We start from the raw sequence: 24357 nt of genomic DNA on the forward strand, positions 1-24357 counted from the left end.
TAAGCCCATGAGCATCACCCAGTTCAAAAATACCGCCACGTTGCAACTCGACGAATCCAGCCCGGTGGCCGTGCCCCTCGGCGAGCCGGTCGCCATCGCCTCGACCACCAGCGTCGAGCGCGACGATGGCGTCGAAACCGGGGTCTGGGAATGCACGCCCGGGCGCTGGCGCCGGCAGATCACCGCGCAGGAGTTCTGCCATTTCATTTCCGGACGCTGCACCTTCACCCCCGATGACGGTGGCGAAACCCTGCACATACAAGGTGGCGACGCACTGATGTTGCCGGCCAAGACGCTCGGTATCTGGGATATCCAGGAAACCGTGCGCAAGAGCTACGTGCTGATTTTCTGATTATTTGATCCTTTGATTGCCTGCCAACAAGAAAGACAACCCACACAGGAATCGATCCATGATCCGCAAGACCCTCGCTCTGGCACCGCTGATGCTCGCCGTTTCCCTTGCTCAGGCCGCGGAAACGGTCAAGGTTTACAACTGGTCCGACTACATCGCGCCGGACACCACCAAAAATTTCGAAAAAGCCACGGGCATCGGTGTGACATACGACGTCTACGACAGCAACGAGACCCTCGACGGCAAGTTGATGACCGGTAAATCCGGTTACGACGTGGTGTTTCCGTCCAATCACTTCATGGCCCGGCAGATTCAGGGCGGGGCGCTGAAGAAACTCGACAAGAACCAGTTGCCGAACTGGAAAAACCTCAACCCGGTGCTGCTCAAGGCGCTGCAGACCAATGACCCGAACAACGAGCACGGTTTTCCGTATCTGTGGGGCAGCACGGGCATTGGTTACAACATCGCCAAGGTCAAAGCGGTGCTGGGCGACAACGCGCCGGTGGACTCCTGGGACCTGATCTTCAAGCCGGAGAACATGGAAAAACTGCAGAAGTGTGGGGTGGCGATTCTCGACAACGGTCCGGAATTGCTGCCGGCGGCGCTCAATTATTTGGGCCTGCCGCACCACAGCAAGAATCCCGAGGACTATAAAAAAGCCGAAGCGCTGCTGATGAAAGTGCGGCCGTACGTGAGCTATTTCCATTCGTCGAAGTACACCAGTGATCTGGCCAATGGCGATATTTGCGTGGCGGTGGGGTTTTCCGGGGACATTTTGCAGGCGGAGAACCGGGCGAAAGAGGCGAAGAACGGCGTCGAGATTGGTTATGCGATTCCCAAGGAGGGCGCGGCGATCTGGTTTGACATGGTGGCAATGCCGGCTGATGCGCCGGATGAGAAGGCCGGGTATGCGTTCATGAATTATCTGTTGCGGCCTGAGGTGATGGCGGGGATCAGTAATCATGTGCATTACGCCAATGGCAATGCGCAGTCGGATGGGTTGATTGATCCGGCGATCCGCAACGATACCAAGGTTTATCCGAGTCCGGAGATGATGGGCAAGCTGTTTGCGCTGGAGGCGATGCCTTTGAGTATTGACCGGGTGCGGACGCGCGTTTGGAACAAGATTCGTACCGGGAGCTGATTTTTTTGCTTGGGCTTTGGACTTGGCGGCCTCTGGGCCGACCAGGTTCTGTGGGAGTTGGGTGAATATCCGTTTCTGCGGGTGTTGCTTCTGGCGGTTCCGCTTTTACAGCGGGTCACTTTTGCAGACGCCCAAAAGTAACCAAAACGCTGGGCCCCTGCGTTCGGCCCTCGCAGGCTCGGGTTCCTTCGCTCCGGGACCGATCCGGGCGCAGCGGCTACGGTTTGCTTCGCTGCACCTCCTTCCGCTGTGTCTGGCTGCGCCAGACGGTCGCTGCGCTCCCACCCCCGGATCGGTCCCTCCACTCAGCCTGCCGATGGGTCCGGCATGGCAAGATCAAGGGCACTCGAGCTGGCGCTCATTGTAATGAGTGGCTAGAAGCGGGTGGTTGGCTTTGGATTTGTGGTGTGGCTGCCCCTCATCGGAACGCCGCCCGCCCAGCCCTCTCCCGAGGGAGAGGGGGCTGATTGGTGGGCTGTTCAAAATGTGTGTTCGACTCGGAGTTTCATGTCGGCGTAACTCCTGCATCCACCATGATCGGTTCCCTCTCCCTCCGGGAGAGGGCTAGGGTGAGGGGCTTTTGAGTTGGCGCCGCTGTGAAGGCACGCACTGCCAATATCCTTGATATCAAATCAATGTCGCCGCATTAAGAAAGTGCGACGCACCTAACAAAATCCAACTTACCAATATTTAATATTTAAATAGAAAATCGTCAGACAATTTCGCACTCCCTGCGCAACTTCAAACAATCTTCAACCTTCACGTGCCATGTTTCCGGCCATTTACCCGGAACACTCTCTTTGCAACTAAAAAAATCCTTTACGCAACATTTCGAATTGTGTCAGGTTTCTTACGCCTTCATTGGGCGAGTGATAGGACGATCTCGCCGGGATCGTCGCTATCGGACAAAAACTGTTCCATTGCTTAACAAGGAAGTGTGTTTATGTCGAAAGTCAAAACCAATGCTGTTGATTCCGCTGAGCAAGCCTTTCAGTTGGCTGCCTTCAGTTCGGCCTACAACCAGATCAATAGCTTCAGCCATCAATACGATCGTGGTGGCAATCTCACGGTTAATGGCAAACCCTCGTACACCGTCGACCAGGCCGCTACGCAGTTGCTGCGCGACGGTGCTGCTTATCAGGACAAGGACGGCAGCGGCAAGATCGAGCTGACCTATACGTTCCTGACCTCGGCGTCGTTCAGCACGATGAACAAGCACGGGATCAGCGGGTTCAGCCAGTTCAGTGCGCAGCAGCAGGCTCAAGCCAAGCTGGCCATGCAGTCCTGGGCCGATGTCGCCAACGTTACCTTCACCGAGAAAGCCTCGGGCGGGGACGGGCACATGACCTTTGGCAATTACAGCGGTGGTCAGGATGGCGCTGCGGCGTTCGCCTATTTGCCGGGGACCGGTGCCGGTTATGACGGTACTTCGTGGTACTTGATCAACAGCGGTTATACGCAGAACAAGACCCCGGATCTGAACAACTACGGCCGTCAGACCCTGACCCACGAGATCGGTCACACCCTCGGTCTTGCGCACCCCGGTGACTACAACGCCGGCAATGGCAACCCGACCTACAATGATGCGACCTACGGGCAAGACACCCGCGGTTACAGCATCATGAGCTACTGGAGTGAAAGCAACACCAACCAGAACTTCAGTAAAGGCGGGGTGGAAGCGTATGCCTCCGGGCCGCTGATGGACGACATTGCTGCCATCCAGAAGCTCTACGGCGCCAACATGAACACCCGTACCGGTGACAGCACTTACGGGTTCAACTCCAACACCGGGCGCGATTTCCTCAGTGCTTCGTCGTCCAGCGACAAAGTGGTGTTCTCGGTCTGGGACGCGGGCGGCAGGGACACCCTGGATTTCTCCGGCTTCACTCAGAACCAGAAAATCAACCTCAATGACGCCTCGTTCTCCGACGTCGGTGGCATGGTCGGCAACGTGTCGATTGCCAAAGGCGCGATCATCGAAAACGCCATTGGCGGTTCCGGCAGTGATTTGCTGATCGGCAACAGCGTAGCCAACGAACTGAAGGGCGGTGCCGGCAACGACATCCTCTTCGGCGCAGGCGGTGCCGACAAGCTGTGGGGCGGTTCCGGTTCGGACACGTTTGTGTTCGCGGCCAGTTCCGATTCCAAGCCGGGGGCGATCGATCAGATCCTTGATTTCGTCAGCGGTCTGGACAAAATCGACCTGACCGGCATCACCAACGGCGCAGGCCTGCACTTCGTCAACAGCTTCACCGGTGCGGCCGGCGATGCGGTGCTGACCTCGTCGGGTGGCAACAGCCTGTTGTCGGTGGACTTCTCCGGGCACGGCGTGGCTGACTTTATCGTCAGCACTGTTGGCCAGGCAGCGACCAGCGACATCGTGGCGTGATGTAAAAGGGCAAAGCGGCGCGTCATGCGCCGCTTTCTCCGCTTGCATCGAGCTGGACTGTAAGCAAGGCTACACGCCGGAGCGATTATTCCCATGATCGGTAAAGCTTTTACCTACAAGGCAGGGGCGTGGCTAACGGCGGCGTTCATCATGGTTTCAGGAGAAACGAGCATGGCAAGCAGCCTTAGACTGGAAGAACCGGCGGTATTTGCCGGGCAGTGGCAAGCGACATTGTCCGCGCCAGGCGATGATCGGCAGGCGCAAAAGCAACAGGACAAGCCTTCGAACACCTGCGCTGTCGAGTTGCGCGCGAACCAGACCTTGGGTGAGGGCGCCGACTGTCTCGGCGCGTGGCTGGAACAAACGCCCATCGGCTGGTTTACGGACCCTGACGGCCTGTCGATCACCGGCAAAGAAGGCTCAAGAATCCAGTTCTTCAGCCGACAACGTGAAGGGCTTTATCTGAGTACTTTGAAATCAGGCCTGATCATTACCCTTGAGCGCAGAGCGCCCTGAGCGAAATGATCCAGCCAAAAGCGAAGTTTGAATATAAAGCGCTGCCTCGGCGTTATAAGCCCACTGCAACTGGCAACTGCACCGTAGTTCAAGGCGCTAGTTGTTATGAAAGTGTAAGCGCCAGGCAAAAAGGCAAGTTCCGCCACTGTGCGGATTATCAACTCGAATTTCGCCAATGAATGGCGAGAGATAGTTTTCAGGAATAATCAATGAAGATGGCGAAGGCCCCAGCCACCGCTCCCTTGTTCAAGGCTTTGGCTGACTATAAGAGCATTCTGATCAGTGTCGGTTGCTTCACGGCGCTGATTAACGTGCTGATGCTGGTGCCCTCCATCTACATGCTGCAGGTCTATGACCGTGTGCTGTCGTCGCAGAACGAAACGACCCTGGCGATGCTGACGCTGATGGTGGTCGGTTTCTTCGCCTTTATCGGATTGCTGGAAGTAGTGCGCAGCTTCATCGTCATCCGTATCGGCAGTCAGTTGGAACGCCGTTTTAACCTGCGGGTGTATCAAGCCGCGTTCGAACGCAACCTGTTCAAGGGCGAGGGCAATGCCGGGCAATCGCTGGGCGACCTGACCCATATTCGCCAATTCGTCACCGGCCCGGCGCTGTTCGCGTTTTTCGATGCGCCGTGGTTCCCGGTCTATCTGTTCGTGATTTACCTGTTCAACGTCTGGCTTGGCGTGCTCGCCACGGCTGGCGCGCTGTTGCTGATCGCGCTGGCGTGCCTGAACGAGTACATGACCAAAAAGCCGCTGGGCGAAGCCGCCGGTTTTTCGCAGAAGTCCAGCCAGTTGGCCACCAGCCATTTGCATAACGCCGAAACCATTCAGGCGATGGGCATGCTCGGTTCGCTGCGCAAGCGCTGGTTCCAGGTGCACTCGCGCTTCCTCGGTTTGCAGAATCAGGCCAGTGACACCGGTGCGGTGATCAGTTCGCTGAGCAAAACCTTGCGCCTGTGCCTGCAATCGCTGGTGCTGGGCCTCGGCGCCTTGCTGGTGATCAAGGGCGACATGACCGCCGGCATGATGATCGCCGGTTCCATTCTGATGGGCCGCGTGCTCAGCCCGATCGACCAGTTGATCGCCGTGTGGAAACAGTGGAGCGGGGCGAAGCTGGCTTACCGCCGTCTCGACGCGCTGCTGCAAGCGTTCCCGCCAAGTGACGACGCCATGGCGCTGCCAGCGCCAAAAGGCCAGATCACCTTCGAACAGGTCAGCGCCGGCCCGCCGGGCCAGCGAACCGCGACCTTGCACATGGTCAATTTCAATCTCGCCGCGGGCGAAGTGCTCGGCGTGCTCGGGGCTTCCGGCTCCGGTAAATCGACGCTGGCGCGGGTACTGGTCGGCGTATGGCCGACGCTGGGTGGCACCGTGCGTCTGGATGGCGCGGATATTCATCGCTGGAATCGTGATCAGCTCGGTCCGTACATCGGTTATCTGCCGCAGGACATCGAGCTGTTCAGCGGCAGCATCGCCGAAAACATCGCGCGTTTCAGCACGGCCGATCCGCAGCAAGTAGTGGCGGCTGCACAGCAGGCTGGCGTGCACGAGATGATCCTGCGCTTGCCGCAAGGCTACGACACGCAACTGGGCGAGGACGGCAGTGGCTTGTCCGGCGGCCAGAAGCAGCGCGTCGCCTTGGCCCGCGCAATGTACGGTACGCCGACGCTGGTGGTGCTCGATGAACCGAACTCCAACCTCGACACTGTCGGCGAAGCGGCGCTCGCCAGCGCGATTGCCGCGCTCAAGGCGCAAGGCACCACGGTGGTGCTGGTGACGCACCGCTCTTCGGTGTTGGCCCAGGCTGACAAGTTACTGGTGCTCAACGAAGGTCGCCTGCAAGCCTTCGGCCCGAGCCAGGACGTGCTCAAGGCACTCTCCGGCAACCCTGAACAACAACGTGAAAAAGCCGCGCAGGCACCGGGCGGGCTCAGCATGAGCCGACAGTATCAGCCCTCGACGAGGAATTCGGGTGTATGAGCAGCGCAAGCATGAACACTGAAAACGAAGCGAACATGGAACATGCCTACCTCAGCGAACGCCCGGAGCGCGATGCGAAATTCTTCGCGCGCATGGGCTGGATTCTGGCGATTGTCGGCGCTGGCAGCTTCTTCACCTGGGCGGCACTGGCGCCGCTCGATCAAGGCATTCCGGTGCAGGGCACCGTTGTGGTCTCGGGCAAGCGCAAAGCCGTGCAGTCGATGAGCAGCGGCGTGGTCAGCCGGATTCTGGTGCGCGAAGGCGAAATCGTGAAGCTAGGCCAGCCGCTGTTCCGCCTCGACCAGACCCAGGTCGCCGCCGACGTGCAGTCGCTGCAAGCGCAATACCGCATGGCCTGGGCCAGCCTCGCACGCTGGCAAGCCGAGCGTGACAACCTCAAGCAAGTGACTTTTCCGGCAGAACTGAGCAGCGACCCGGACCCGCGCCTGGCGCTGGTGCTCGAAGGCCAGCGGCAACTGTTCAGCAGCCGCCGCGAGGCGTTCTACCGCGAGCAGGCCGGGCTGCGTGCAAGCATCGAAGGCGCCACCGCGCAACTGGCTGGCATGCGTCGCGCCCGCACCGACCTGAACGCGCAGGCCGATTCGCTGCAACAGCAATTGAGCAACCTGCAGCCACTGGCTGACAATGGTTACATCCCGCGCAACCGCTTGATGGAATATCAGCGGCAACTGTCGCAAGTGCAGCAGCAACTGGCCGAGAACACCGGCGAGAGCGGCCGGGTCGAGCAGGGTATCCTCGAAACGCGCCTGAAACTGCAACAGCACAGCGAGGAATACCAGAAGGAAGTGCGCACGCAACTGGCCGACGCGCAACTGAAAAGCGTGACCCTGTCGGAGCAACTGACCTCGGCCGGTTTCGACCTGCAACACAGCGAGATTGTCGCCACTGCCGATGGTGTCGCGGTCAACCTTGGCGTGCACACCGAAGGCGCCGTGGTGCGCCAGGGCGAAACCTTGCTGGAGATCGTGCCGCAGGGCACCTCGCTGGAAGTCGAAGGCCACTTGCCGATCAGCCTGATCGACAAGGTCGGTACGCATTTGCCGGTGGACATTCTGTTTACCGCATTCAACCAGAGCAAAACCCCGCGCGTACCGGGCGAAGTCAGCCTGATTTCCGCCGACCAGATGGTCGACGAAAAAACCGGCGTGCCGTACTACGTGCTGCGCAGCAGCGTCAGCGATCAGGCCATGGAAAAGCTCAACGGTCTGGTGATCAAACCCGGCATGCCGGCAGAAATGTTCGTGCGCACCGGTGAACGTTCACTCCTCAATTACCTGTTCAAACCGCTGCTCGATCGGGCCGGTTCCGCGTTGACCGAGGAATAAGGATGTTCGGCTGTATGACCAAGTTTTCCATGCTGGCGGCGCTGACATTGCTCGCGAGCCAATCGGCAGTAGCGGCCATGGGGCCGTTCGAGATCTACGAACAGGCGTTGCGCAATGACCCGGTGTTCCTCGGCGCGATCAAGGAGCGCGATGCGGGCCTGGAAAACCGCGCCATCGGCCGCGCCGGGCTGTTGCCGCGCATCGGTTACACCTACAACAAGGGCCGCAACTCGTCGAAAGCCACGTCTCTGGACGAGCGCGCCCGCAATCGCACCGACGATCGCAACTACAGCAGTTACGGCTCGGCCCTGACCCTGCAACAACCGCTGCTCGATTACGAGGCGTACGCGGCCTATCGCAAAGGCGTGGCGCAGTCGTTGTTTGCCGATGAAGCCTTCCGTGGCAAGAGCCAGGAATTGCTGGTGCGTGTGCTCGACAATTACACAAAGGCGCTGTTTGCCCAGGACCAGATCGACATCGCGCTGGCGAAGAAGAAGGCCTACGAGCAGCAGTTCCAGCAGAACGAACACATGTTCAAGCAGGGCGAGGGCACTCGCACCGACATCCTCGAAGCCGAGTCGCGCTATGAACTGGCGACCGCCGAGGAAATCGAGGCGCGCAACGAGCAGGACGCCGCGCTGCGTGAGCTGGGCGCATTGGTCGGCACACCAGCGGTGGACATCGGTGATCTGGCGCCGCTCAACCAGAACTTCCAGACCTTCGCTTTGCAACCGGCCAACTACGACACTTGGCACGAACTGGCGGTGAGCAATAACCCCAACCTCGCGTCGCAACGCCAGGCCGTGGAAGTCGCGCGTTACGAAGTGGAGCGCAACCGCGCCGGGCACTTGCCGAAAGTCAGCGCCTACGCCTCGATGCGGCAGAACGAATCGGAAAGCGGCAACACCTATAACCAGCGTTACGAAACCAACACCATAGGCTTTGAAGTCAGCGTGCCGCTGTATGCCGGCGGCGGCGTCTCCGCCTCGACCCGCCAGGCCAGCCGCACGATGGAGCAGGCCGAATACGAACTCGACGGCAAGACCCGCGAGACGCTGATCGAACTGCGCCGCCAGTTCAGCGCTTGCCTGTCCGGCGTGAGCAAATTGCGCGCCTATCAGAAAGCCCTGAGTTCGGCCGAAGCGCTGGTGGTGTCGACCAAGCAAAGCATCCTCGGCGGCGAACGGACCAACCTCGACGCGTTGAACGCCGAGCAACAACTGTTCACCACCCGCCGCGATCTGGCGCAGGCGCGCTATGACTACTTGATGGCCTGGACCAAGTTGCATTTTTACGCCGGGACCTTGAACGAGCAGGATCTGGCGCGGGTGGACGAGGCATTTGTGGTCGCTGGGCAGCCCTCACCCTAACCCTCCCGAAACGTCGGACCGCCCAGAGGGAGAGGGGACTGACCGAGGCGTTGGCGATGTCTGCATCGACCTGAACGACCGCGTCGGACGCGATACTTGAATCAACATAAATCGGCTCCCTCTCCTGGGGGAGAGGGCTGGGGTGAGGGGAAGCAGGCGACACCGTAGTAAAGCCTGCACAAAAAACAATAAAAGCGAGAACAGAACATGGACGTACGCATCAAGCCGATTCCGGTCGGCACCCTGCTGTTGGCAATCTCGACAACAGCGGCCCACGCCGCCTATCTCGAAGCCGGCAAACCCGGCGATCCAGCCAGTTGGCGCAGCGCCGAATTCGTCCGCGATTGGGGCCTGAGTCGCATGCAGGCTGAATACGCTTACGCAGCGGGCATCACCGGTCAAGGCGTGAAAATCGGCGCCCTCGATTCCGGTTTCGATGCCGCCCACCCCGAGTTCAGCCGCGACCGCTACCACCCGGTGCTGGCCAGCGGTACTTACCTCGACGGCTCAGCGTTCAACGTCGACGGCACGCTCAACCCCAACAACGATTCCCACGGCACTCACGTGGTCGGCACCATGGGCGCCGCGCGTGATGGCAACGGCATGCACGGTGTGGCGTACAACGCGCAGATCTACGTCGGTAACACCAACAAGAACGACAGTTTCCTGTTCGGCCCGAACCCCGACCCGCGCTATTTCAAAGCGGTGTATGACGCGTTGGCCGATGCCGGTGTGCGTGCGATCAACAACAGTTGGGGCAGTCAGCCGCCGGATGTCAGCTACCGCACCCTCGCGGATTTGCACAAGGCCTACGCCCAGCACTTCAATCAGGGCACCTGGCTGGATGCGGCGGCAGATGTTTCGCGGCGCGGAGTGATCAACGTGTTCAGCGCCGGCAACAGCGGCTACCCGAATGCCAGCGTGCGCGCAGCACTCCCGTATTTCCAGCCGGATCTCGAAGGCCACTGGCTGGCGGTGTCCGGGCTCGATCAGGGCAATCAGCAAAAGTACAACCAGTGCGGCATCGCCAAATACTGGTGCATCACCACTCCCGGCGCGAAGATCGACAGCACCGTTCCCGGCGGCGGCTACGGGATCAAGTCCGGCACCTCGATGGCGGCCCCCCATGCGACCGGGGCACTGGCGCTGGTCATGGAACGCTTCCCGTACATGAACAATCAGCAAGCCTTGCAAGTGCTGCTGACTACGGCCACGCAACTGGATGGTTCAGTGACCGAAGTGCCGAACGAACGGGTTGGCTGGGGCGTCATCAACCTGGACCGGGCGATGCGCGGGCCGGGGCAGTTGATGGGCGTGTTCAACGCCAATCTGGCGGCAGGCCAGAGCGACGTCTGGAGCAATGACATTTCCGGCAAGGCAGCGGACGCCCGCGACGATGAAGAGCTTGCCGAGCACTATGCCTGGCAGCGAACAGTCTACGGCAAGGGCTGGTACATGGGGCTTGCGGAGAATGCCAGTCAGCAGGATAAAACCGACTACGCGGTGGGCATGGCCCGTGACGCTGCAATGGAAAACCGGAGCCATCAGGGCCGCCTGACCAAGTCCGGGCCAGGGAGCCTGTTTCTCACCGGGAACAATACGTTCACTGGCGAGACCATGGTCGACGGTGGTCTGCTGAGCGTCGACGGTTCGCTGGCTTCGACGGTGACCGTCAATGACGGCGGTACCCTGGGTGGCACCGGTCAGGTCGGCGGATTGATTGTCAACCGCACCGGCCACCTTGCCCCCGGCCACTCCATCGGCACGCTAAACGTAGAGCGTGATGTCATTTTCGGCCCGGATTCGACCTACGAGGTTGAGCTGTCGCCCACCCGCAGCGACCGAGTCGTTGCCGGCGGCCTGGCAGCCCCCGGTCTGGCTACGGTCAGTGTGTCGCTGGAAAACAGTCCGACTCTACTCAGTGCCGTGGAGGCGAGAAGCCTGCTCGGTCAGCGTTACGTCATCCTGCAGGCGAACAGCGGTATATGGGGCCGGTTTGGCCGTGTGCAGCCGAACTACCTGTTTATCGGTGGCGTCCTCGATTACAGCGCCACCACCATTGAACTGGCTATCGAACGCAACGCGACCTCTTTTGCCAGTGTTGGCCAAACCCCGAATCAGCGCGCCGTGGCGACGGCTGCGGAGAGTCTTGGCGCAGGCAACTCGGTGTATGAAAGCCTGCTCCGCTCGGAAGACGCCGCGTCTGCGCAACAGGCGTTTCAACAACTGAGCGGCGAAATCTATCCAGCGCTGGGCACGATGCTGATCAACGACAGCCGTCAGCTGCGCGACGCCGTTGGCGAGCGTCTGCACGATGTTTCTGCGGCGCAAGCCAACGGCTGGATCAAAGCCCTGGGCGCCTGGGGCTCAACCGATTCCAGCCACGACACGGCCGGCTACAACACCTCGATCGGTGGCCTGCTGGCCGGTGTCGACGGCGCGCTGGACGAGCAAACCCGTATCGGTCTGGTCACCGGTTACAGCGACAGCTCGCTGAGCATGGGGTCGGGCACGCACTCTTCAGCCAAGGTCGACAGCTATCACCTCGGCGCCTACGCCGGTCGTGAAATCGGCGCCTGGCGCTTGAGCACTGGCGCGGCTTACAGCTGGCATCGCGCCGATGTGAAGCGCGACCTGCAATACGGCGAGGTTAGCGCTAAACAGAAAACCAAGGTCGACGCAGCGACGACTCAAGTGTTCGGCGAAGCGGCCTATCGAGTCGAATTGCAAGCACTGGCGCTGGAGCCGTTCGCCAACCTGGCCTACGTGCATCTGGACACTGAGGGTTTCACTGAGAAGGGCGATGCGGCTGCCCTGAAAAGCTCCGGCGATCAGCGCGATGCAGTGCTCAGCACCCTCGGTGTGCGGGCGCGCAAGACTTTCAATATTTCGAGCAGGCAAGCGCTGGACGTCAGCGGCAGCCTCGGTTGGCAGCACAGCCTCAGCGACATCGATTCCGAGCAACACCTGCGCTTTGCCAGCGGCGGCACGCCGTACGCGGTGGAAAGTTCAGCGCTGGCACGCGACGCCGCGCTGGTCGGCGTGCAGGCCAGCCTGGCGTTGCGCAAGGACGTACGGGTCAACCTCGATTACCACGGACAACTGGCCAGTCGCGAAAAACTGCACGGCGTTGGCCTGAGCCTGAACTGGCAGTTTTAATCGCTACGCCTCGCCACAGGCGTTGATCGTTCCCGCGCTCCTGCGTGGGAATGCAGCCCGTGACGCTCCGCGTCACTGGACGCGGAGCGTCCCTTGAGGCATTCCCACGCGGAGCGTGGGAACAATCACGTGCGGATTGAGACGGATTTTTCGCAACAACACTAAGGAAGGTCGCTGGATGAACAACAACAATACCCCCGCGCAAACGGGTGGCCGTTTTGCCCTGAAAACCCTGACGCTCGCCGTGCTCTGCGCCCTCGGCACCGCCCACGCTGCGCCTTACGTGGAGAACGGCCGCACGGGCGATCCGTCGAGCTGGCGCAGTAGCGAATTCCAGGCCGACTGGGGCCTGGGCGCGATCGGTGCCGATTACGCTTACGCCGCCGGTTACACCGGTAAAGGCGTGAAACTGGGGATCTTCGACCAGCCGGTGTACGCCGCGCACCCGGAGTTCTCCGGCAGCAACAAAGTCGTCACCCTGGTCACCCGCGGGATCCGCGAATACACCGACCCGTACATCCCGGTCAAAGCCGGCGACGCGTTCCTTTATGACGGCGCGCCGACGGTCGGTTCCAACGGCAAACTCGGCGCTCACGGCACCCATGTCGGCGGTATCGCCGCCGGCAGCCGTGACGGTGGCGTGATGCACGGCGTGGCGTTCGGCGCGCAGATCATCAGCGCCGACAACGGCGACCCGGGACCGGAAGACGGCATCGTGCGCGGCAACGACGGCGCGGTGTACAAGGCCGGTTGGGATGCGCTGATCGCCAGCGGCGCGCGAATCATCAACAACAGCTGGGGCATCGGCATCACCGACCGCTTCGATCTGGGTGGTCGCAATCCGGCCTATCCGCACTTCACCGTCAATGACGCGCAGTTGCAGTTCAACGAGATCCGCACGCTGCTCGGGACCAAACCCGGCGGCGCCTATGACGGCGCCATCGCCGCGGCGCGCAGCGGCATCGTCACCATTTTTGCCGCAGGCAACGACTACAACCTCAACAACCCCGATGCGATCGCCGGCCTCGGCTATTTCGTCCCGGACATCGCGCCGAACTGGATCACCGTCGCCGCCTTGCAAAAGAACCCGGATCTGGCCAGCAGCAACCCGTACATCATGAGTACGTTTTCCTCGCGCTGCGGCTACACCGCGAGCTTCTGCGTGGCCGCACCGGGCACGAAAATCTACAGCTCGATCATCGAAGGCACCAGCCTCGACAACTTGACCACCAGTTATGCCAACTACAACGGCACCTCGATGGCCGCGCCGCATGTGGCCGGTTCGGTGGCGGTGCTGATGGAGCGCTTTCCGTACATGACCGGCGATCAGGTCGCCACGGTCCTGCGCACCACCGCGACCGATCTCGGCGCACCGGGCATTGATGCCTTGTACGGCTGGGGCATGATCAACCTGCGCAAGGGCATCGACGGCCCGTCGATGTTCGTTACCGAGCAGGACATCCCGGCCGAATTCCGCATCGACGGCGCCTACGGTTCCGGCCAGTTCGTCGCCGATCTGCCGGGCATCGGCGCGATCATCGATAAGGGCAAGCCGACCGAGCGCGTATGCACCGACATTACCTGCGGCCTCGATACCTGGCGCAACGACATTTCCGGCCACGGTGGCCTGACCAAACAGGGCATCGGCACTTTGGTGCTGGCCGGCAACAACACCTACAGCGGCCCGACATTGGTCAATCAGGGCCGTCTGGCCATCAACGGTTCGCTGCAATCGGCCGTCACCGTGAATGACGGCGGCATCCTCGGCGGCAATGGCCGCATCGGCGCGCTGGCGGTCAACAGCGGCGGTACGGTGGCGCCGGGTAACTCGATCGGCACGCTGAACGTTGCCGGCGACGTGATCTTTGCGCCGGGTTCGACCTACGCCGTCGAGCTGTCGCCGACCAGCAGCGACCAGATCGTTGCCGGCGGCAAAGCCGTCATCGAAGGCGCCACCGTAAGCATGTCGCTGGAAAACAGCCCGACCTTGCTGTCCACCAGCGAAGTGCAAAGCCTGCTTGGTACGCGCTACAACATCCTGCAAGCGGCCGGTGGCATTGAAGGACGCTTCGGCCAGGTGTTGCCGGACTACGCCTTCCTCGGCGGCACATTGGCGTATTCGGCAGACGGCATTCAACTGGCGGTGGGGCGTAATGACGCCTCGTTCTCCAGCGTCGGCCTGACGCCGAATCAGCGCGCGGTCGGTGCGGCGGCTGAGCGTCTGGGCGCCGGCAATGTCTTGTTCGAAACCCTGCTGCTGTCGCCAAACGCGGCCTCAGCGCAACAAGCATTCCAGCAACTCTCCGGCGAGATTCATCCGGCCATCGGCACCTTGCTGATCAACGACAGCCGTTACCTGCGTGAAGCCGTGGGCGAGCGTCTGCGTGAGCGCGATCTGTTCAACGCTGACGCGCCGACTGACGATCACAGCAATGCCTGGGTCAAGGTGCTGGGGTCGTGGGGCAAGAGCGATGGCGGCCACCAGAATGCCGATTCCACCAGCTCCATCGGTGGCTTGCTGGCCGGTGTCGACGGCTTGATCGCTGAAGATACGCGCCTGGGTTTCGTCACCGGTTATAGCGACAGCTCGTTGAGCATGGGCAGCGGCACGCACTCGTCGGCGTCGGTCGACAGCTACCACCTGGGTGCGTATCTGGGGCATGAAATCGATGCGCTGCGCCTGACCGTCGGCGGCGCCTACAGCTGGCACCGCATCGACGCCAAACGTGATCTGCAGTTTGCCGGTGTCAGCGGCCAGCAGAAAACCAAGCGCGATGCGACCACCGCGCAGTTGTTCACCGAAGCCGCGTACGATCTGGGCCTGCAACCAATGAATCTGCAGCCGTTCGCCAATCTGTCCTACGTCCACCTCAACACCGACAGCTTCACCGAAAAGGGTGACGCAGCGGCGCTCAAGGGCGGTGAGGACAACCGCGACGTGGTGCTGTCGACCCTCGGCGTGCGCGCCAAGCGCAGCTTCGCCTTGTCCGATCAGCATCAGCTGGAACTGGGCGCGAGCCTCGGCTGGCAGCACAACCTGAGCAGTATCGACGCCGACAGCCACCTGGCGTTCGCCAACGGCAACAGCGACTTCACCGTGCAGAGCATGTCGATGGATCGCGACGCAGCGGTGGTCGGCGTGCGCGCCGGTCTGGCGCTCAACCGTGACGTGCGGGTCAATCTGGATTACAACGGTCTGGTCGGATCGAACGAAAAAGACCACGGCGTGGGGCTGACGCTGGACTGGCAGTTCTAAACGGCAGTTTCTGAGGGTACCGGCAGTGCTCAAGGGCACTGCCGTTTTGAAGGAAGAGGGCACGACATGGGATTGTTCGATTACAGAAATGCCGATGGCAAAGCGTTGTACAGCGACGCCATCGCACTGACGCTGTATGCCTACACGCCGACCGGCAAACCGTTACCGGCCGCCGCCTGGGCGCCCGTCGCAGCATCGGCGCTGGGTTATCAGGGCAAGGTCGGCGCACAGGGCACGTTCTTCGGTGAGCAGGATGGCTATACCAGCGCCGAGGCCGAAGTGCTCGGCAAATACGATGCCGCCGGCAAACTGATCGGTATCGGCATCGCCTTTCGTGGCACCGGCGGGCTCGGTTACAGCGACACCTACGGCGACATGAAAAACAACCTGCTGGCCGCTTTCGGGCCCTCGGATTACGCGAGCAACTACGCGAAAAACGCTTTCGATAATCTGCTCAAGGCTGTCGCCGCGTTTGCCATTGCCAACGGCATCGCCGCTCAGGACGTGTTGATCAGCGGCCACAGCCTCGGCGGGCTCGGGGTCAACAGCGTGGCCGAACTCAGCGCGAGCCACTGGGGCGGTTTTTTCAAGGATGCCAACTATATCGCCTTCGCTTCACCAACCCAGAGCAGCACCGGCAGCAACGTGCTGAACATCGGTTATGAAAATGACCCGGTGTTCCGCGTACTCGACGGCACGACGTTCAGCAGCGGTTCGCTTGGCAAACACGACGGCGCGCACGATTCGACCACTGACAATATCGTCAATTTCACCGACAACTACGCATCCACCGCGCAGAACCTGGTGCCGTTCAGCATCGTCAATCCGCTGAACTGGTCGGCCCACAGTTCGCTGGGCTATGCCGACGGCTTGAACCGGGTGATCGACTCGCAGTTCTACAGGCTGACCCACAAGGACTCGACGATCATCGTTTCCAACCTGGAAGAGTCATCGCGCGGCAAGACCTGGGTTGAAGACCTCGGCCGCAGCGGCGAACCGCATGTGGGCAGCACGTTGATCATCGGCACGCACAGCAGCGACTGGCTCAAGGGCGGCAGCGGCAATGACTTTCTGGAAGGTCTGGGCGGTGACGATCGTTTCCGCGATGACGGCGGCTTCAATATTCTGCTCGGCGGTCAGGGGCACAACACCTTCGAGCTGCAAAAACCGTTGCAGAACTTCAGCTTCGCCAACGACGGTGACGGCACCCTGTACGTGCGCGACGCTTACGGCGGCATCAGTCTGACCCGCGACATCGGCGCGCTGGTCAGCCAAGAGGCGGGTTCGTAGTGGGGCAGCAAGGAGATCACCTGGGGCGTTACCGCCAAGGGCCTGAACAATGGCAGCGAGCTGACTCAGTACAATCACTCCCTCAGCGGCGATGGCTACGGCAATGCGCTGCACGCCAGCGCGGACGGTGGCTGGCTGTTCGGCCTCGGTGGCGATGACAACCTGATCAGCGACAAGGGCCATGTGACCTTCGTCGGCGGCGCCGGCAACGATGTGATGACCGCGGTGGGCGGCAACAACACCTTCCTGTTCAGCGGCGCCTTCGGCTTCGATGCCATCAACGGCTATCAAGGCACCGACAAACTGGTGTTCATGGGCGTCGAGGGCGCGGGGCAGGGCTACGACTACAAACAGCACGCCTCGCAGGCCGGTGACGATACCGTGCTGAAGATTGGCGACTATGCCGTGACCCTGATCGGGGTCGGAGTGGCTAACCTGTCGGACTCGGCGTTCGTTTTCGCCTAGTAACCTGTAGGCCTTCGCCTGCTCGCGATAGCGGTGTGTCAGATGAAGAAATGCAAACTGACACACCGCTATCGCGAGCAGGCGAAGGCCTACATTAAAAGCTACGCGTAGTTTCTGAAATGCTCCGGGGCGTCCCCGTGGGGCGCTCTGGCTGTGAGCTATCTCTGAACAATTCCAACAACAAGAGAGGCAATGGCAATGGGTGTGTATGACTACAAGAACCTCGGTACGGCCGATTCCAAGGCGTTGTTCAGCGACGCCATGGCGATCACGCTGTATTCCTACCACAACCTCGACAACGGCTTCGCCAGCGGTTACCAGCACAACGGTTTCGGCCTCGGCCTGCCGGCCACGCTGGTTACCGCGCTGATTGGCGGCACCGATTCGCAAGGGGTGATCCCCGGCATTCCGTGGAACCCCGACTCGGAAAAGCTCGCCCTCGAAGCGGTGCAAAAGGCCGGATGGACGCCAATCAGCGCCACGCAACTGGGCTACGACGGCAAGACCGATGCACGCGGAACGTTTTTCGGCGAGAAACCCGGCTACACCAGCGCGCAAGTGGAAATCCTCGGCAGATACGACGCCCAGGGCCATCTCACCGAGTTGGGCATTGCCTTTCGTGGCACCAGCGGCCCGCGGGAAATCCTTATTGGCGATTCGATTGGCGATGTGATCAACGATCTGCTCGCCGCGTTCGGCCCCGCCGACTATGCGAAAAACTACGTCGGCGAAGCGTTCGGCAATCTGCTCAACGATGTCATGGCGTTCGCCAGGGCCAACGGTCTCACCGGCAAGGACATTCTGGTCAGCGGCCATAGCCTCGGCGGGCTCGCGGTCAACAGCATGGCGGACTTGAGCGGCGGTAAGTGGGGCGGGTTCTTTGCCGACTCCAACTACATCGCCTACGCCTCGCCGACCCAGAGCAGCACCGACAAGGTGCTCAATATCGGCTATGAAAACGACCCGGTGTTTCGCGCGCTCGACGGCTCGACCTTCAGCGGCGCTTCGGTCGGCGTGCACGATGCGCCGCACACCTCGACCACCGACAACATCGTCAGCTTCAACGACCATTACGCCTCCAGCGCCTGGAACGTGTTGCCGTTCTCGATCCTCAACATCCCCACCTGGATCTCGCACCTGCCGACCGGTTATGGCGACGGCATGACGCGGGTGCTCGACTCGAAGTTCTACGACCTGACCAGCCGCGATTCGACGATCATCGTCGCCAACCTCTCGGACCCGGCGCGGGCCAACACCTGGGTGCAGGACCTCAACCGCAACGCCGATACCCACAAGGGCAGCACGTTCATCATCGGCAGCGACGGCAACGACCTGATCCAGGGCGGCAGCGGTAATGACTATCTTGAGGGCCGTGCCGGCAACGACAGTTTTCGCGACAGCGGTGGCTACAACATCATCCTCGGCGGGCAGGGCAGCAACAGCCTCGACCTGCAAGGTTCGGTGAAAAATTTCGATTTCGCCAACGACGGCGCCGGCAACCTGTACGTGCGCGATGCCAACGGCGGGATCAGCATCACCCGCGACATCGGCAGCATCATTACCAAGGAGCCGGGCTTTCTCTGGGGGCTGTTCAAGGACGACGTGGTGCACAGCGTCACGGCCAGCGGCTTGAAGGTGGGCAGCAACCTCAGCGCTTACGAATCCAGCGTGAAGGGTAGCAATGGTGCCGACACGCTCAAGGCCCATGCCGGCGGCGACTGGTTGTTCGGGCTCGACGGCAATGACCATCTGATTGGCGGCAGCGGCAACGATGTGTTGGTCGGCGGTGGCGGCAATGATCTGCTGGAGTCGGGCGGTGGCGCCGATACGTTCCTGTTCAGCGGAGCGTTCGGCCACGATCGGGTGACCGGTTACACGGCCAACGACAAACTGGTGTTTCTTGGCGTACAGGGGGTTTTGCCAGCGGAAGATTTCCGTGCGCATGCCAGCAGCGTCGGGCAGGACACGCTGCTGACGTTCGGCAATGATTCGGTGACGCTGGTCGGGGTGTCGCTCAATAGCCTGAGCGGCGAGGGGATTGTCATCGCCTGATGGGGTAGCGCTTAGTGCGCCGGATTGCCGGTGATCCGGCAATCCGTTGTCGCCAGCAGGCTGGCTTCCGCATTGAAAATCTTCAGCCTCAAAGACCGAGGTCGGACAGCCCCGGGTGATCATCCGGGCGCCGGCCCAGCGGCCAGTGGAATTTGCGCTCGCTTTCCTTGATCGGCATGTCGTTGATGCAGGCGTAACGCTGGAACATCAGGCCATTGTCATCGAACTCCCAGTTTTCGTTGCCGTAGGAACGGAACCAGTTGCCCGAATCATCGTGCCACTCGTAGGCATAACGCACCGCGATGCGCGCATCCGAGTAGGCCCAGAGTTCCTTGATCAAACGGTAATCCAGCTCTTTCGCCCACTTGCGCGTTAGAAAGGCCTTGGCTTCTTCGCGGTTGTTGGCGAACTCGGCGCGGTTGCGCCATTTCGTATCGAGGGTATAGGCCAGCGAGACCCTTTCTGGATCGCGGCTGTTCCAGCCGTCCTCGGCGAGACGCACTTTCTCGATCGCCGATTCGCGGTTGAACGGTGGCAATGGCGGACGTACCTGGGCTGCAGTCGACATATCAATCTCCCGAATCAATGAATAATTAAACAGCGTGTCCGGCTTATTAACGCGTTACAGGTCCAACAACTTGCGTGCCATGCATTGCGCATTATCGGCAGCACTGTGATCACCCATCACCAGCGCTACGGTAATGGCACCGTCGATCAGGATCAGCAATTGCCTGGCCAGCAATAACGGATCTTCGGCGCCATGTTCGGTACACAGCTCGCACACGTAGTCGAGCAGCTTCTGTTTGTGTTCTTTGGCGACGAGGCGCACCGGATCGTGCGCATCGCCGGTCTCGCCGCTGGTATTGATGAATGCACAGCCGCGAAAGCCCTCGGAGGCGAACCAGCCTGTGAGCACGCTGAACAGGTTAAGCAGACGATCGGCCGGGGTTTCGGCCTGATCGACAGCGTTTCGGTACCAGTCCATCCAGCGGATGTCACGGCGCCGCAACGCAGCAATCACCAGCGCGTCCTTGTCGGCAAAATAACGGTAAATGCTTTTTCTGGAGACGCCGGCGGTCTTCACCAGAAGATCCATGCTGGTGGCGGCGATACCACTTTTATAGATCAGCTTTTCGGTGACATCGAGAATGATGTCGCGGGTTTCGTTGCCGGTAAGTTCGTTCATGTGGCGGACAGTAGAACGAATGTTCTCCTTGGTCAAGTCTGTATTATCTACAGCCGTAAAATCACCATCGCCAGCAGGCTGGCTGGCTCCCACAGGGGAATGCATTTCAAATGTGGGAGCCAGCCTGCTGGCGATGGCGTCCTTCGGGACGCGACGAGACCCGAGGGGAACGATGGTGTAAGCTCTCAACCTCTTCGGATTCGACCCATTGCGAGCCCTATGCCGTTGCTTTTCAAACGTTCCCTGCTGCCCAAACTGCGCAGCTTCCCGCTGAGCGCCGAGGCCGTGACCATTCTGTCGGGCGCCGCCGAGTTCCGTCGTTGCCTGCTGGAGAAAATCGCCAGCGCGACGCAGCGCATCTACATCGTTGCGCTGTACCTGCAGCAGGACGAAGCCGGTCAGGAAATTCTCGATGCCCTGCACGCCGCCAAGCTCAAGCGCCCCGAGCTGGAAATCGCCGTGGTGGTCGACTGGTTGCGCGCGCAGCGCGGCTTGATCGGTGCCGGCAAGCAGCCGGGCAACTCGGCGTGGTATCAGGAAATGACCCGCACGCATCAGAGTGAAGTGCCGGTGTACGGCGTGCCGGTGCAGACCCGCGAACTGTTTGGCGTCCTGCACCTGAAGGGCTTCGTCATCGACGATTGCGTGGTCTACAGCGGCGCGAGCCTGAACAACGTTTATCTGCACAAGTTCGACAAGTACCGCTTCGATCGCTATCACGTCCTGCAAAGCCACGACCTGGCGGATTCGATGCATCACCTGGTCAAGCATGGCCTGATCGAATCGAAAGCGGTGCATCGCCTCGACCTGCCCAACCTGCCAACCACACGCAGCCTGCGCAACGACATCGGCGATCTGCGCAGCCGCCTGAAATACGCCACGTACGACACGGCCAAAGGCAGCAGCGGCAGGGAAGGGCTGTCGGTCAGCCCGCTACTGGGTGTCGGCAAGAACAACCCGTTGAACCGGGCGATTCTCGAGCTGATTGCCAGCGCGCAGACCCAACTGACCATCTGCACGCCGTACTTCAACCTGCCGCTGGGGGTGATCCGCGAGATCAACCGGGCGTTGGCGCGCGGGGTGAGGATCGACATCGTGGTCGGCGACAAGACCGCCAACGATTTCTACATTCCGCCGAGCGAGCCGTTCAAGGTGATCGCCGCGCTGCCGTATCTCTACGAGATCAGCCTGCGCCGCTTTGCCAAACGCCATCAGCGCAACATCGACAGCGGTCAGTTGAACCTGCACCTGTGGCGCGACGGCGACAACACCTACCACCTCAAAGGCATGTGGGTCGATCAGCGCTACACGCTTTTGACCGGCAATAACCTCAATCCGCGGGCGTTCCGCCTCGATCTGGAAAACGCGCTGCTGATCGACGACCCGAAAGGCGAGTGGCTGGCGCCGCGGGCGCAGGAGCTGGAAGAGATCTTCCGCCACACCACACGCATCGACAGCTTCCAGACGCTGGAGACGCTGCCGGATTACCCGGCCGGGGTGGCGAAGTTTCTCAAGCGCGTGAGTCGGGTGCGGATTGAGCGGTTGCTCTACCGGATCCTCTGATCGTTCGGATTTTGTGGTGCGGCTACAACCGCTATCGCGAGCAGGCTCACTCCTACATTGGAATGCGTTCCCCTGTAGGAGTGAGCCTGCTCGCGATAGGGCCCTGACAGACGCTACGAGGTTTTAATTCAGGCCCAATTTGCCGCGCAACGTCGACAAGTCTTCTGCCAACGTATTCACCGGCCCGACCAGCGCCTTGCGGTCGTTGTCCTTGACCTTGTCGTAGGTCTCGAACCCGCCATCAGCGGTTTTGTACTTGGCGAGGATCTTGTCCACGCTGGCGAAGTTCTTGTCGACCTTCGCGGCAAACGCCTTGTCCTGCTGCTCGATCTGCGGGCGGAACAGGTCGACGATTTTCTTCGCGCCGTCGATGTTGCCCTGGAAGTCATACAGGTCGGTGTGGCTGTAGCGATCTTCTTCGCCGGAAATCTTCGTCGCGGCGACTTCTTCAAGCAGCGCCGCCGCGCCACCGACGACTTTTTCCGGCGGGAAGGTCAGGCCGGCGACGCGGGTCTGCAGGTCTTGGACGTCCTTGTTCAAACCGTCTGCCAGTGCATCGAGTCCCTGGGTGGACTTCTCCGAAAACAACGAATATTCGAGGCGGTGGAATCCGGTGAAATCCTCGGCCTTGACGCCTGTTTCGTGATCGTCGACGCGCGAATCGATGGACGCGTCGAGGTCACTGAACAGCTCGGCAATCGGCTCGATCGACTCGTAATACACGCGGGTCGGTGCGTAGAGTTTTTGTGCGGTAGCGAGGTCGCCTTTTTTCACTGCGTCGGTGAATTGCTCGGTGTGGCTGGCCAGCTCATCGAGCTTTTCGGTGACGTAGATCTTGTAGTCCGACACCGGCCCCACCAGATCCAGCGGCGCTGTCGCGGCGAATGCCGACAGCGGGGTGTTGAGCAAACCAAGGGTCAGCAATAACGCGAGTGGGGTCTTTTTCATCGGGGCGGCTCCAGTGTGTTGTCAGACGGCAGTTTTTGGTTGGGTGGCGTTGAGCAGCGAGCGACCGATGAAGTCCTTGTCGCCGGTGACACCGGGCAGGGTAAAAAAGTAGCCGCCGCCGACCGGTTTGAGGTATTCCTCGAGCGGTTCGCCGTTGAGCCGGGTTTGCACGGTGATGAAGCCTTTTTCCAGATCGGCCTGGTAGCAGATAAACAGCAGGCCCATGTCGAGTTGGCCGTTCTTGTTCACGCCGTTGGAGTAGTTGAAAGGCCGACGCAGGATCAGATTGGCCTGGCTCGCGGCGGTGCGCGGGTTGGCCAAGCGAATGTGCGCGTCGAGTCTGGTCAGCTTGCCGGCCGGGTCCTTGCTGTAATCAGGGACCTGGCTCTCATGCTCGGCGCCCATCGGTGCGCCGGTGGTTTTGACCCGGCCAATGATGCTTTCCTGCTCCTGCAACGGCGTGCGGTCCCAGCGTTCGACAAAGTTGCGGATGATCCGCACCGCCTGATAACTGCCGTGGGCCGCCCAGGCTGGCTCGTCGCTGCCGGGCTGCACCCAGACCAGGCGGTCCATGGCCTTGCCGTCGTTGGAATCGGGATTGGCCGAGCCGTCGCGAAAGCCGAGAAAATTGCGCGCCGATTGCGCTGGCACGCCCGGTTTTGCCGGGGCTTGCGGCGGCACGCTGCCTTCCTGTTTCCAGCGCACCAGCAGCAGGTCCGGAAGGTTTTTGACGATGTCGCGCAGCGCATGGATGTTGGTGTCGGCAGTGTTCGAGCAGAACTGCAGGCTCAAATCGCCGTGGCAGCAATCGGCATCCAGCGCGTCGTTGGGGAAGCCGACCATGCGTTGCAGACGTTTCGGCTTGGCTGAGGCCAGACCGAAGCGCTCGTCGAACAACGAATCACCCACGGAAACCGTAATAGTCAGGTTGTCCGGCGTGACGTTGGGGCCAAGGATGCCGGAATCCACCGGCGGCAGTTTCGGATCGATCTGCGCCACCGGGCCACCCTTCATCAGAAAAGCGATGCGCTCGTTGAGGGTGCGGAACAGCCGCTCGAGATCGTCGCGATCACTGGCCAGCACATCGAATGCCACCAGCATGCCCGAGGCCGGGCGCGGCGTGACGATACCGGTCTGGTGGACGCCGTGAAAATCGTGGCGGTCTTCGGTCTTGTCGCTGCTCGGCGCTTCGGTGACTTGCGCCGGCGCGGCGGCCATGGCCGGGCAGCTCAGGGCCGAGCCGGCGAGGGCGACACCGGCGGCGCCCATGCCCATGAGCACACGGCGACGTTGCAGGTTGAGCGTTTCGAGTTCTTTCATCGGGGTCAGGTCTTCT

Annotated in this window: 15 protein-coding genes and 1 pseudogene; 12 read left to right on the plus strand and 4 right to left on the minus strand. The window is 61.0% G+C overall.

What is annotated here, in order from left to right:
- Window positions 1–7 precede the first annotated feature (7 nt).
- From J3P93_RS13545 to J3P93_RS13595, 11 genes and pseudogenes are all read left to right on the plus strand, one after another.
- On the plus strand, window positions 8–352 hold the full coding sequence (locus J3P93_RS13545) for a cupin domain-containing protein (protein ID WP_434598167.1): 345 nt from the start codon (window positions 8–10) through the stop codon (window positions 350–352).
- Window positions 353–410: 58 nt separating this feature from the next.
- Window positions 411–1496, plus strand: a complete 1086-nt coding sequence (locus J3P93_RS13550; protein ID WP_434598170.1) for a polyamine ABC transporter substrate-binding protein — start codon at window positions 411–413, stop codon at window positions 1494–1496.
- A gap of 943 nt (window positions 1497–2439) precedes the next feature.
- Entirely contained in the window at window positions 2440–3885 is a 1446-nt protein-coding gene (locus tag J3P93_RS13555) for a serralysin family metalloprotease (RefSeq protein WP_434598172.1), read from the plus strand.
- A gap of 93 nt (window positions 3886–3978) precedes the next feature.
- A complete protein-coding gene (locus J3P93_RS13560; RefSeq protein WP_434598174.1) occupies window positions 3979–4401 on the plus strand; it encodes an AprI/Inh family metalloprotease inhibitor in 423 nt (140 codons plus the stop codon).
- A gap of 209 nt (window positions 4402–4610) precedes the next feature.
- On the plus strand, window positions 4611–6386 hold the full coding sequence (locus tag J3P93_RS13565) for a type I secretion system permease/ATPase (RefSeq protein WP_434598176.1): 1776 nt from the start codon (window positions 4611–4613) through the stop codon (window positions 6384–6386).
- Window positions 6383–7732 carry an HlyD family type I secretion periplasmic adaptor subunit gene (locus J3P93_RS13570; RefSeq protein ID WP_434598179.1) on the plus strand — a complete coding sequence of 450 codons (1350 nt, stop codon included), beginning with the start codon at window positions 6383–6385 and terminating at the stop codon, window positions 7730–7732. Before J3P93_RS13565 ends, J3P93_RS13570 begins: the two co-directional genes overlap by 4 nt.
- Before the next feature lie 2 nt (window positions 7733–7734).
- A complete protein-coding gene (locus J3P93_RS13575) occupies window positions 7735–9102 on the plus strand; it encodes a TolC family outer membrane protein (protein WP_434598181.1) in 1368 nt (455 codons plus the stop codon).
- 207 nt (window positions 9103–9309) lie between these two features.
- Complete coding sequence (locus J3P93_RS13580; RefSeq protein WP_434598183.1) at window positions 9310–12261, plus strand: autotransporter domain-containing protein; 2952 nt, start codon at window positions 9310–9312, stop codon at window positions 12259–12261.
- A gap of 178 nt (window positions 12262–12439) precedes the next feature.
- A complete protein-coding gene (locus J3P93_RS13585; protein WP_434598185.1) occupies window positions 12440–15517 on the plus strand; it encodes an autotransporter domain-containing protein in 3078 nt (1025 codons plus the stop codon).
- Between the two features lie 66 nt (window positions 15518–15583).
- A pseudogene (locus tag J3P93_RS13590) lies at window positions 15584–17272 on the plus strand (polyurethane esterase).
- Between the two features lie 198 nt (window positions 17273–17470).
- Window positions 17471–19324, plus strand: a complete 1854-nt coding sequence (locus J3P93_RS13595; protein WP_434598371.1) for a polyurethane esterase — start codon at window positions 17471–17473, stop codon at window positions 19322–19324.
- Between the two features lie 88 nt (window positions 19325–19412).
- Here the strand turns inward: J3P93_RS13595 and J3P93_RS13600 are convergent, their stop codons facing one another.
- Window positions 19413–19892: a DUF1348 family protein gene (locus tag J3P93_RS13600; protein WP_434598187.1), complete on the minus strand. Its 480-nt coding sequence runs from the start codon at window positions 19890–19892 to the stop codon at window positions 19413–19415.
- Window positions 19893–19946: 54 nt separating this feature from the next.
- On the minus strand, window positions 19947–20510 hold the full coding sequence (locus J3P93_RS13605) for a TetR/AcrR family transcriptional regulator (RefSeq protein WP_434598189.1): 564 nt from the start codon (window positions 20508–20510) through the stop codon (window positions 19947–19949).
- Between the two features lie 219 nt (window positions 20511–20729).
- Here J3P93_RS13605 and pssA point away from each other — a divergent pair, with 219 nt between their 5' ends.
- Window positions 20730–22073, plus strand: a complete 1344-nt coding sequence (pssA, locus tag J3P93_RS13610) for a CDP-diacylglycerol--serine O-phosphatidyltransferase (RefSeq protein WP_434598191.1) — start codon at window positions 20730–20732, stop codon at window positions 22071–22073.
- Window positions 22074–22196: 123 nt separating this feature from the next.
- Here pssA and efeO read toward each other — a convergent pair whose 3' ends face one another.
- Both efeO and efeB read right to left on the minus strand, forming a co-directional pair.
- A complete protein-coding gene (gene efeO / locus J3P93_RS13615) occupies window positions 22197–23021 on the minus strand; it encodes an iron uptake system protein EfeO (protein ID WP_434598193.1) in 825 nt (274 codons plus the stop codon).
- 21 nt (window positions 23022–23042) lie between these two features.
- Window positions 23043–24341 (minus strand): iron uptake transporter deferrochelatase/peroxidase subunit, encoded by a 1299-nt coding sequence (gene efeB, locus J3P93_RS13620; RefSeq protein ID WP_434598196.1) that lies wholly within the window; start codon window positions 24339–24341, stop codon window positions 23043–23045.
- Between the last annotated feature and the right edge of the window lie 16 nt (window positions 24342–24357).

The sequence above is a fragment of the Pseudomonas sp. R3-57 genome, from assembly GCF_051132065.1.
Classification (GTDB): Bacteria; Pseudomonadota; Gammaproteobacteria; order Pseudomonadales; family Pseudomonadaceae; genus Aquipseudomonas.